The organism is Corallococcus sp. CA047B, assembly GCF_003612065.1.
Lineage (GTDB): Bacteria > Myxococcota > Myxococcia > Myxococcales > Myxococcaceae > Corallococcus > Corallococcus praedator.
On the sequence record NZ_RAWD01000001.1, the window covers coordinates 147,995 to 158,051 of the forward strand.

Sequence of the window (10,057 nt, forward strand, 5' to 3'; positions counted from 1 at the left end):
TCGCACCCGTCTGGACAAGACGTGGAGCCGCTGCTCACGTATCTGGCGAAGGCCCTGGTCGATCAACCGGACCAGGTCGCCCTGCGCATCTCCGAGGCGGATGGCGGCCGGCTCTATGAGCTGAAGGTCGCCCCCGAGGACGTCGGCAAGGTCATCGGTCGTGATGGGCGCACGGTGAACGCCCTCCGGACGCTGCTCACTGCCGCCGCCCAGAAGCAGGGCCAGAAGGTCCGCCTGGAGATTCTCGACGATCGGCGTGCCCCGGGTGCTCCCGTGGTGCCGCCCGCTCCGGACGACGCGCGGTGAGCGCGTCCACGTGTCTGGAGCTGGGCTACGTCGCGCGTGCGCACGGCCTGAAGGGCGAGGTGGCGGTCCGCAGCTTCGACCCCGCCTCGGAGACCCTGGGCACCGTCGATCGCGTCCGCCTGCGTCTGCGCTCCGGTGAGGAGCGCGAGATGGTGGTGGAGACCTTCCGCGGTGCGAACAAGGAAGACCTGCTGGGCTTCGAGGGCGTGGAGACGCGCGTCGCCGCCGAGGCCCTGGTGGGTGCGAAGGTGCTCGTCTACCGCGAGGACCTGGAGCCGCCCGAGGAGGGCGAGTTCTTCCAGGGCGACCTCGTGGGGCTCGCCGCCGTGGACGAGCAGGGCACCGCGCTGGGCACGGTGGAAGAGGTCTGGGCCACGGGTGAAGTTCCCAACTTGGTGATCCGCGCCAAGGGCCGTCCGGAGCTGGTGGTGCCCTTCGCGGACGAGTTCGTTCCGTCGGTGGACATCGCCGCGGGGCGCATCGTGATCCGTCCTCCCGAATACCTGGAGGTCGAAGGGCGCGACGACGGAGACGCGGGGTGAGCTACCCCGTGGAGATCCTCACGCTGTTTCCGGGGATGCTGTCCGGCTATCTGGGCGCGAGCATCCTCGGGAAGGCGCAGGAGAAGGGGCTCTTCTCCGTCACGCTCACCGACGTGCGGGACTTCGCCGTGGGCAAGCACCACGTCACCGACGACTCGCCCTACGGCGGGGGCGCCGGCATGGTGATGAAGCCCGAGCCGCTGGTGGCCGCCATCGAGGCCGCGCGCGCCCGTCTGCCCGGGGCGAAGGCGCTGCTCATGAGCCCCCGGGGCCCCGTCTTCACCCAGGCCACCGCTCGCGAGCTGGTGCGGCACGAGGCCGGGCTGATCCTCGTCTGCGGCCGGTACGAGGGCGTGGACGAGCGGGTGATGCCGTACCTGGATGGCGAGCTGTCCCTGGGCGACTTCGTCCTCACGGGCGGGGAGATCGCGGCGATGGCGGTGGTGGACGCCGTGACGCGGCTGGTGCCGGGCGTGCTGGGCAACGAGGCGTCCTCGGTGGCGGAGAGCTTCGAGGAGGGTCTGCTGGAGTACCCGCACTACACCCGGCCGCCCGTCTTCCGGGGGGTCGAGGTCCCGGCCGTCCTCCAGTCCGGCGATCACGCCAGGATCGCACGCTGGCGGCGCTGGAAGGCCATCAAGCTCACCCAGCAGCGGCGTCCCGATCTGTATTCGCGGCTGGAGTTCGGCAAGGCGGATCAGAAACTGCTCGCCAGGGGCGAGGAAGAGTTGTAACCCTGCGCGTCCTCGCGGAACCCTTCGAAGCGGGCTTGTCCGACACGGCAGTCTCTGCTAGTACGGCCCGCTCTTTCCACGCGTCCTACGCGTCAAGTTCCGCTTTTTGGAGTCGTCATGCGCCGCAGCCTCATTCAGCACGTCGAAAACAAGTTCCTGCGCCAGGACCTCACCCAGTTCCGTACGGGTGATTCCGTTCGCGTCCACTGGAAGGTCAAGGAAGGCGAGAAGGAGCGCGTGCAGGCCTTCGAGGGCGTGGTCATCCGCAAGACCAAGGGCACCAACCGCGCCACGTTCACCGTGCGCAAGATGTCCTTCGGCGTTGGCGTGGAGCGCATCTTCCCCATCCACAGCCCCCGCTACGAGAAGATCGAAGTCCTCACCCGCGGCGACGTGAACCGCAAGCGTCTCTTCTACCTCCGCGACCTGAAGGGCAAGGCCTCTCGCGTCGACGTGCAGGTGGATCCGGAGCGCGCCGCGAAGAAGGCCGCCAAGGCCGCTGCCGCCGCCCAGGGCTCGTAGGTCCAGAGAAACCCTCTCGCGGCCTTCGCGGCCGCGTGCGAGAAGGAGCGTCCGTCACTGGACGCTCCTTTTTTCGTTCGGGCTAGACTGCGCACGCCATGCACTTCGTCGAGGTCGCCATCCAGAACGTCCGCGGGTTTTCTCCCGCCGGCCGTTTCCCGTTGAAGACCGGGTACCTCATCCTCAAGCCGCCCACGGCGGACGTGTTGCCGCTGGCGGGCCTGTCGCTGTCGCTGCTGTTCTCGGACGGCCGGGGCGGTGACTCCAGCTTCGTGGGCTCGGGGGGGCGCTCCGGCAAGGCCGCGCTGACGTTCGTGGGGCAGGACGGGATGACGTACCGGGTGCTGCGTGAGCTGGGCGGTTCCGGGTCGCTGCATCGGCTCAATCCCACCACCAGCCAGCCGGAGCTGATGTCGTCGGACACGGCGGAGATCAACCAGTACCTGCGCGGCCAGGCGGGCCTGCCGCCGCGCACCACGTTCGAGCAGGTGTACTGCCTCCAGCTGGTGATGCTGCCGTCGCGTCGGCCTCGCAAGGCGTCCGCCCAGGTGGCCGCGGCGAAGGCCTCCGGCAGCACGCCGTCCCTGGCGACGGCCAGCGCGGTGCGGCCCGCGGAGGATCTCCAGGCCGCCGAGGCGAAGGTGAAGGCGCTGGAGAAGGAGATCGTCGTCTCCCGCGAGGTGGATCAGCTCCAGTTCAAGGTGGACGAGCTGTCGTCGCTCATCTTCGAGGCGGACTCGAAGCTCCGGGGTGGCGAGGGCCTCAAGGAAGCCATCGTGGAGGCGGAGAAGGCCTGGCGCGCGGCGCCCTCGCCGGAGTCGCTGGGCCTGCCCCAGGACATCCTCACGCGCGTGAAGCGGCACCCGAAGGCGGTGGCGCGGCGGGACGAGGCGCTGGCGCGGCTGGAGACGGACCGCGACCCGGAGCTGGAGGACGCGGCGCTGAAGGTGCCGCCGCTCACCCAGAACCGCTACTTCTGGGGCGGCCTGGGTTCAGGCGCGTTGTTCCTGGCGCTCAGCGTGGGCCTGGGCTTCTCCAGCGTGGGCGCGCCCATGTGGCGCTACCTGGCGCTGCTCAACATCCCGGCCTTCGGCACGGCCGCCCTGATGGCGCTGCGCTACGTGGATGACCTGCAGAAGGCCACCCGCCGGGGCACCAAGGACAACCGCAAGGGCGTGCGGGAGAAGAAGATCCTCGACGAGTTCGAAGTCGATGACGCGCCGGTGCGCATGGCCATCAAGGCCCTGGACGTGGAGACGCTCGACGAGATCGCTCCCGCGCTGGAGAAGAAGGACCTGCTGGGCATCCGCCTGGGCGAGCTGCAGACGCAGCTGGAGGAGTTCGAGGCGTCCGCCGAGTACCAGGACGCCCTGCGCCAGGGGCAGGAGATGCGCGCGCAGCAGGAGGAGCTCAACGCGGAGCTGACCGCCAAGGGCACCTACGTGCGCGACCTGCGCGAGGTCGAGCGCGAGCTGGGCCGCCTGAAGGAGTCCATCGCCCTGGCCAAGGCGCCGCCGGTGCCGGTCGCGACGGCTCCAGGGCAGGCCCCTGCGCCGGTGGATCCGTTGGAGGATCCGTCCCCGGTGGTGCTGTCGCAGGCCGCGGACGTGCTCACGTCCGACCTGCTGTCGGTGCAGGCGCTGCTGAAGGATCGCTGCGTGCAGTACCTCACCGCGCTCACGGACCGTCGCTACCAGGGCGTGGAGTGGGACCGCGACGGCAACGCCTTCGCGCTCACCCAGAACAGCCGCATCCCGGTGGGCGAGCTGGACATCGTGGCGGAGCGCGAGGAGGTCATCTGCTTCGTGGAGGTGCGCATGCGCTCCTCGGCGGTGTGGGGGGACCCGGCGCACACGGTGTCCTTCGCCAAGCAGCGTCGGGTGGTGAAGGCCGCGCTGCACTATCTCTTCCAGAATGGCATCGACGGGCGCATGGTGCGCTTCGACGTCATCTCCGTCGTGGGCCAGGGCGAAACCGCCCGGGTGGAACACATCCCCGCCGCCTTCGACGCCGGCATGTGAGGACCTGTCCTTTGGCTGCAACGCTCTACCTCGTGGCCACGCCCATCGGGAACCTGGGGGATGTCACCGCCCGGGCCCTGGAGACGCTGCGCACGGCGGGCTTCCTCGCGTGCGAGGACACCCGGCACTCACGCATCCTGTTGGACCACTTCGGCATCACCGGGAAGGACCTGGTGAGCCTGCCCGCCTTCGCGGAAGGGCAGCGCGCCGGGCGCATCCTGGACCGCATCGAAGCAGGGGAGGACTGCGCGCTCATCACCGACGCCGGCAGCCCTGGCATCAGCGACCCGGGAGAGAAGCTGGTGGCCGAAGCGCTGGAGCGCGGCCTGAAGGTGGAGCCGGTGCCCGGGGCGACGGCCCTGGTGGCGGCGCTGAGCGCGTCGGGGTTGCCCACGGGCCGCTTCCACTTCCTGGGCTTCCTGCCGCGCAAGGGACCGGAGCGCCGGGCCATGCTGGACGAGGTGGCGCCCCTGTCCGCCACCTGCGTGCTCTACGAGTCCCCACGCCGCCTGGGAGAGACGCTGGCCGACCTCCAGGAGGCCTGGGGTGACCGGCGCGCGTGCGTGGCGCGGGAGCTGACCAAGCTGCACGAGGAGTTCGTCCGGGGCCCGCTGTCCGCCCTGGTGGCCCGCTACGCCGCCGAGGAGACCCGGGGCGAGGTGGTCATCCTTGTGGAGGGCCGCACCGGCGAGCAGCGCTGGAGCGAGGACGAGGTGCGCCGCGCCCTGGAGTCCGGCCTGGAGCGCGGTGAGAAGCTCAAGCCCCTGAGCACCGAGCTGGCCCGCCGCGCGGGGTGGCCCGGCCAGGAGGTGTACCGCATGGGCCTGGGCCTGAAGCAGCGGTAGCGACCACCCGCTGCCTCAGGGGAACAAACGGCGCCTAGAACGCGAAGCTGGCGCCCAGGTCGAAGCGGAACGTGGTGCTCTGGATGGCCCGGAAGCGGCGGGACGCCAGGTCGTAGCGCCAGTCGAACGTCGGGTTCAGCTCCGGCGAGCCCGGGTTCGTGTCCACGGTGCCGTTGCCGTCCAGGTCCTGACCGATGGTCTCCGACGTGAGCAGGTGGTCCGTGTTGTAGAGGAAGTTGCCGGAGGCGCGGATGGTGAAGGCCTCCGCGGCGCGGGCGGTGACGCCAAACTGGCCACCCACCTGCAGGTAGTCATCCGAGGTGAGCAGCTTGCGCAGCGCGGAGCTCAGCTCGTTGTAGTACCGGCCGCGACCCACGTAGTTGCCGATCAGTCGCGCGTCCACGGTGAACTTCTGGGCCTTGGCCGCGCTCTCGAACGGGACCAGCTCCACGCCGAAGAGGATGCCCGTCTGCGACGGCGCCTGGATGCCCGTCTCCTTGCGATTCCACGGGCCGGTGAAGCAGTTGCCCGGAGCGCCCAGATTGGACGGGTTCGTGCCGGCCTGATCGCAGTTGGAATAGGCCTTGGGACCGCGCACCGGGATGGTGTGGTACGCCTTGAAGTACGGGTCCGCCGCGCCCATGCGCCGCGAGAAGGACGTGTAGAGCTGGTACTTGTGGACGCGGTCGCCCACGTTGCCGCGCTCCCCGTCCGGGTCCGTGGTGTCCACGCTCGGGTCGCGCAGCTTGGCGGTGGGCGCCTCGTAGTCGATGCCGACGATCCACGTGGGCTTGGTGCTGTCCTTCTCCTGGTTGAAGAAGGCGTACGCCAGCCCGAAGTGGATGTTGCCCAGCCCGCCCCGGTAGCTCTCCTGCGGCATGCTGAAGAGCCGGCCTACGCAGCCTTCCGACGAGTACGGCGAGCCGTCCGCGTTGAAGCAGCTGTTGACGATGGTGGAGTTGCTCTGGCCCACCCCCGACACGAACTCCCAGCTCTCGTTCTGCTGGAAGACGATGGGGAGCTTGAAGGAGAACTCCAGGTCCTTCCAAAGGCCGAACGCGAGCGCCAGGTTCAGCCGCGCGTCCACGCCCTTGTACCAGAGCTCGTTGACCTCCTTGAGTTCGCCCCCGGAGCCCCCGGACGGGAGCTGCTCACGGACGATCTTCGCGCGCGTCTGCGTGCGCTCGAACCCGACGTCGAGGAAGAGATCGAACGGATCGTCATCCTCGAACGACGAGGCGATCCGGGTGATGTCCGCAGCACTGGCGGCGAGCGGCGCGCCCAGCGTCAGCGCGGCGATGACGGTACGAAACCTGTGCATCCACAACCTCCGACGACCCACGGCCCAGGAGCCTGCCAGCTAGCCGTGCCGTCGGAGGAGTGTCAAGAAATGGGTGGGCGTTACTTGCCCGCCACGGACGTCCCGAGCAGTCCGTCCAGCCGCTGGACCTCGGCCTCGAAGGCGCCCTTCTGGGTGGCCGTGAGGGCCGCTCGGAAGGTCTTGTGCTGGTCGAAGGGGTCCAGGACCCGGTTTTCCCCCAGCATCAGCTGGTAGTGCAGGTGGGGGGCGAAGGAGTGGCCCGTGTTGCCGCTCTGCGCCAGGACCTGGCCCGCCGACACGCGCATCCCGGCCTGGACCGACCGGGGCAGCTCCGCCAGGTGCAGGAAGAGGGCGCGGCGGCCCTTGCCCCCGGACTCGATGAGCTCGATGCAGTTGCCGTTGCTGCCGAAGTTCCAGTTCTTGCGCTTGACGACGCCCGCGAAGGGCGCCCGGACGGTGGTGCCCACCGGCGCGCGGAAGTCCACGCCCTTGTGGCCCCGGCCGTCTCGCAGCAGGGACGTAATCTGCTCGTAGCTGTCGATGGGCGAGTGCTCCATCCGCAGCTCCAGCTCGTCGCCGTTGGGCACGTAGTAGCGGGCGTTCGTCTCACCGCCGGGCTGGAAGCGGTAGGCGCGGTGCGTCTGGCCCGTCTTGCCGGAGATGAAGCGCACCGCGTACACCAGCGGCTCCTCGTTGGGCCGGCGCTGGTAGAGCACGTCCAGCGTGTCGCCCCGGAGGATCTCCCCGGGTACACGCACCCACCACACCAGCGTGCGCGTCACGACCTGGGCCAGGGCGGGGCCCACCTCCGGGCCGGCGGCCTGGACCAGCGCCGTCTCCAGCGGGCCTTCAATGCGGATGGACGCGCGCTCCAGGCCCGCGGCCTTCACCGGATCGGTGGGGGCGGGGGGCGTCGCCGAAGGGGCCTGCGCGACCGTGCCCGCATCCACGGGCGTCGCGGCCTGGGAGGAGGCGCCGTCCATGGGGACGTCCGGCATGCGCTGTTTCCACCACCACACGCCACCCGCGGCCGCGCCGAGGATGACGGAGACGGCAACCACCGGTCCGAAGGGATTGCGCTTCGGTGGTCCACCGAGGGTGGGAAGATTCGGCCGCATTCAAGCTCCCTGAGGGTGAGAAGGTACGCGGGCCCGAAACCGCCGACGGAACGGCGATATTTCGGCGCCCCGGGGCTGCTACTCGTCCGGACCGTCGTCCTGCCCGTCCGGAGTGGTGTCGCGCAGGCCGAACTCCTTCATCTTCGTCTGGAGCGACTTGCGGCTGATCTGCAGGAGGCGCGCGGCGCGGGTGACGTTGCCGCCCGTCTCATCCAGCTTCTTCACGATGAGGTCCCGCTCCAGCTCTGCGGCCTTCATGCGCACGATGTCCTTGAGGCCCACCTCGCCCACCGGGACGTCCAGCGTGCCCAGCGAGCCGCCCATCGTGGCCCCCGCCTGCACGCCCGCTCCGCCGCGCACCGGCTCCGGCAGGTCCTTCGCCGTGATGGAGGGGCCGTCCGCGAAGAGCAGCACGCGTTCGATGAGGTTCTCCAACTCGCGGATGTTGCCCGGCCACGCGTACGCCTGGAGCAGCGCCAGCGCGTCGTCGGCGATGCCTTCGATCTTCTTGTTGAGGCGCCGGTTGTACTTGTCCACGAAGTGCTGGGCGAGCATCGGGATGTCGCTGCGCCGCTCGCGCAGCGCGGGCAGCACGATGGGCACCACGGCCAGCCGGTAGTACAGGTCCTTGCGGAAGCGGCCCGCTTCGATCTCCGCCTGGAGGTCGCGGTTGGTGGCCGCCACGAGCCGCACGTTCACGCGCGTCGTCTTGATGCCGCCCACGCGCTCGAACTCGCCCTCCTGGAGCGCGCGCAGCAGCTTCACCTGCATCTCGACGGGGATCTCGCCAATCTCGTCCAGGAAGAGGGTGCCTTCGTCGGCCAGCTCGAAGCGGCCCGGCTTGGACGTGACGGCGCCGGTGAAGGCGCCCTTCTCGTAGCCGAACAGCTCGCTCTCCAGGAGCGTGGCGGGGATGGCGGCGCAGTTGATCTTGATGAACGGCTTGTCGCGGCGGCTGGAGGCCCCGTGCAGCGCGGTGGCGATCAGCTCCTTGCCCGTGCCGCTCTCGCCGGTGATGAGCACCGTGGAGGGCGTGTCCGCCACCTTGTCGATGATCTTGTAGACGTCCTGGATGGGAGGCGACTCACCGATGATGGCGGAGCGGGCCTTGTGATCCGCCCGCACGGAGCGCTTGGCGCTCTCGTTCGTCTTGGCGGCCTTGGCCACGACGGAGGACAGCTCCGCTTGGTCGAAGGGCTTGGTGATGTAGTCGAACGCGCCCGCCTTGATGGCCTCCACCGCGGAGTCCACGGTGCCGTGCGCGGTGATGATGATCACCGGCACGTCGGGGTTGGCGGCGCGCACGGCGGCGAGCACCTCCATGCCGCCCAGCTTGGGCATCACCAGGTCGGTGACGACGATGTCCGCGCCGTTCTTGTTGAACTCGGCGAGGCCCTGCTCCCCGTTCTCCGCGACGGTGACGTCGAACCCGTCGCGGCGCAGCAGGGCGGCCAGCACCTTGCGCAGGTTCGTCTCGTCATCGATGACCAGGACCTTCGCCATGGGGACCCGCGTTGGAAGGGCTATCGGCGCGCCGGGGGGGCAGCGGGGAGGGCGCCTTCGAGCGTGCAGATGGCGTCCGGGTGCTTGATGCGCAGCAGCAGCGACTCCAGCACGCGGAAGGGGTGGTTCATCTTGCTGGCGCCCAGGTAGGCGGCGACCATGTCCATGGCCACGGCCAGGTCCATGTTCTCGCGGCCGGTGGACACCACCACGCCCGACTCACCGCGCAGGCGGTTGGACTGGTAGACGCCGTCGGAGGCGAGCTGCTTGATGGTTTCAATCTCCAGCACGCCCGTCTTCTCGTAGATGCGGTGCAGCTGCGAGTACAGCCGGGGCGACAGCACCACGGCGTAGGGCCCGAAGTGGCCGGCCTCGTTGAGCTTGCGCGTGGCCTCCACGATGGTCTGGAACCCGCCGCCCGGCGCCGTCCAGTCGCCCAGCGTGGCGGTGAGGCGGCCATTGGCCGTCATCAGGCCTTCGTAGCCCAGGCGCTGATCGCCGTAGAAGATGAGCTCGTCTTCCTGCTGCGCGCACAGGGCGGCGGCCCCGGCGGCGGCGGACACGTCCAGCGGCATGTTGTGCGTGCGCGCCGCCTCGATGTCCCGCCAGTGCAGCAGGAAGTCCTTGTAGATGATCGGGATCGTCTTGAACTTGCGCACGTCGGTGAAGACCATCGCGGTCTCCTGCTCACCGACGATGTCCACCGCGCCCGGGGACACGCCCTGGAACTCGTCGTAGGCCACCGTCTGCACGCCGGCGCCCAGCGGGCCGTAGATGTCCAGGATGCGACGGCCCACCAGCGACCGACGCGCCACCTGGATCACCGTCTCGTTGAGGCGCGCCCACTCCTCTTCGCGCAGTGGGTTCTCGGCATGTCCAAGGAAGTCAGGCATCGGTGTCTCCGTGACGGGAGCGGGAGAGGAGGGGGGAAGACGAAAGGAGCAAGGTGCTTCAGCGACCGCCACCGGAACCGCCACCGCCACCACCGCGGCGCAGGGTGCCCACGGTGAGGGGATGGCTGTTGGCGGACGGCGGCGGCGCGGGAACGCCGTAGATGAGGCGCTGGGGCGGCAGGGACGTGAGCGGCTCGGCCGTCAGGCGTCCCACGGCGGGCGGGGCCCGGGTCCTGGCTCTTATACACATCT

At 69.5% G+C, this 10,057-nt stretch carries 10 protein-coding genes and 1 pseudogene; 6 read left to right on the forward strand and 5 right to left on the reverse strand.

The annotated features are described in order from the left end of the window. The first annotated feature begins 21 nt into the window (after nt 1–21). The 6 genes from D7X74_RS00645 to rsmI all read left to right on the forward strand — a co-directional run bounded on the left by D7X74_RS00645 (nt 22) and on the right by rsmI (nt 4,970). Nucleotides 22–306, forward strand: a complete 285-nt coding sequence (locus D7X74_RS00645; protein WP_120530935.1) for a KH domain-containing protein — start codon at nt 22–24, stop codon at nt 304–306. Then, complete coding sequence (gene rimM, locus D7X74_RS00650) at nt 303–848, forward strand: ribosome maturation factor RimM (protein WP_120530936.1); 546 nt, start codon at nt 303–305, stop codon at nt 846–848. The genes D7X74_RS00645 and rimM overlap by 4 nt, the downstream gene beginning before the upstream one ends. Further along, nucleotides 845–1,582 carry a tRNA (guanosine(37)-N1)-methyltransferase TrmD gene (trmD, locus tag D7X74_RS00655; protein ID WP_120530937.1) on the forward strand — a complete coding sequence of 246 codons (738 nt, stop codon included), beginning with the start codon at nt 845–847 and terminating at the stop codon, nt 1,580–1,582. Before rimM ends, trmD begins: the two co-directional genes overlap by 4 nt. 117 nt (nt 1,583–1,699) lie before the next feature. After that, nucleotides 1,700–2,104 carry a 50S ribosomal protein L19 gene (gene rplS, locus D7X74_RS00660; protein ID WP_120530938.1) on the forward strand — a complete coding sequence of 135 codons (405 nt, stop codon included), beginning with the start codon at nt 1,700–1,702 and terminating at the stop codon, nt 2,102–2,104. A gap of 1,700 nt (nt 2,105–3,804) precedes the next feature. Next, a complete protein-coding gene (locus tag D7X74_RS45165) occupies nt 3,805–4,125 on the forward strand; it encodes a YraN family protein (protein WP_370450697.1) in 321 nt (106 codons plus the stop codon). Nucleotides 4,126–4,136: 11 nt separating this feature from the next. Beyond that, on the forward strand, nt 4,137–4,970 hold the full coding sequence (gene rsmI, locus D7X74_RS00670; protein ID WP_120530939.1) for a 16S rRNA (cytidine(1402)-2'-O)-methyltransferase: 834 nt from the start codon (nt 4,137–4,139) through the stop codon (nt 4,968–4,970). A gap of 34 nt (nt 4,971–5,004) precedes the next feature. Here rsmI and D7X74_RS00675 read toward each other — a convergent pair whose 3' ends face one another. From D7X74_RS00675 to D7X74_RS00695, 5 genes and pseudogenes are all read right to left on the reverse strand, one after another. Then, nucleotides 5,005–6,291, reverse strand: a complete 1,287-nt coding sequence (locus tag D7X74_RS00675; protein ID WP_120530940.1) for a hypothetical protein — start codon at nt 6,289–6,291, stop codon at nt 5,005–5,007. An 80-nt stretch (nt 6,292–6,371) separates the two neighbouring features. Next, nucleotides 6,372–7,409, reverse strand: a complete 1,038-nt coding sequence (locus tag D7X74_RS00680) for a peptidoglycan DD-metalloendopeptidase family protein (RefSeq protein WP_120530941.1) — start codon at nt 7,407–7,409, stop codon at nt 6,372–6,374. Nucleotides 7,410–7,487: 78 nt separating this feature from the next. Then, nucleotides 7,488–8,912, reverse strand: coding sequence for a sigma-54 dependent transcriptional regulator (locus D7X74_RS00685; protein ID WP_120530942.1), 1,425 nt, complete (start codon nt 8,910–8,912; stop codon nt 7,488–7,490). 20 nt (nt 8,913–8,932) lie between these two features. Continuing rightward, nucleotides 8,933–9,805 carry an encapsulin nanocompartment shell protein EncA gene (encA, locus tag D7X74_RS00690; RefSeq protein WP_120530943.1) on the reverse strand — a complete coding sequence of 291 codons (873 nt, stop codon included), beginning with the start codon at nt 9,803–9,805 and terminating at the stop codon, nt 8,933–8,935. Nucleotides 9,806–9,863: 58 nt separating this feature from the next. Then, nucleotides 9,864–10,057 (reverse strand): annotated as a pseudogene (locus D7X74_RS00695) (ferritin); the annotation flags it as partial.

Bases quoted from the DNA above. Each gene is read 5' to 3' on its own strand.
- rplS (WP_120530938.1), top strand. From the start codon at position 1,700: ATGCGCCGCAGCCTCATTCAGCACGTCGAAAACAAGTTCCTGCGCCAG.
- D7X74_RS00675 (WP_120530940.1), bottom strand. From the start codon at position 6,291: ATGCACAGGTTTCGTACCGTCATCGCCGCGCTGACGCTGGGCGCGCCG.
- D7X74_RS00680 (WP_120530941.1), bottom strand. From the start codon at position 7,409: ATGCGGCCGAATCTTCCCACCCTCGGTGGACCACCGAAGCGCAATCCC.
- D7X74_RS00685 (WP_120530942.1), bottom strand. From the start codon at position 8,912: ATGGCGAAGGTCCTGGTCATCGATGACGAGACGAACCTGCGCAAGGTG.
- encA (WP_120530943.1), bottom strand. From the start codon at position 9,805: ATGCCTGACTTCCTTGGACATGCCGAGAACCCACTGCGCGAAGAGGAG.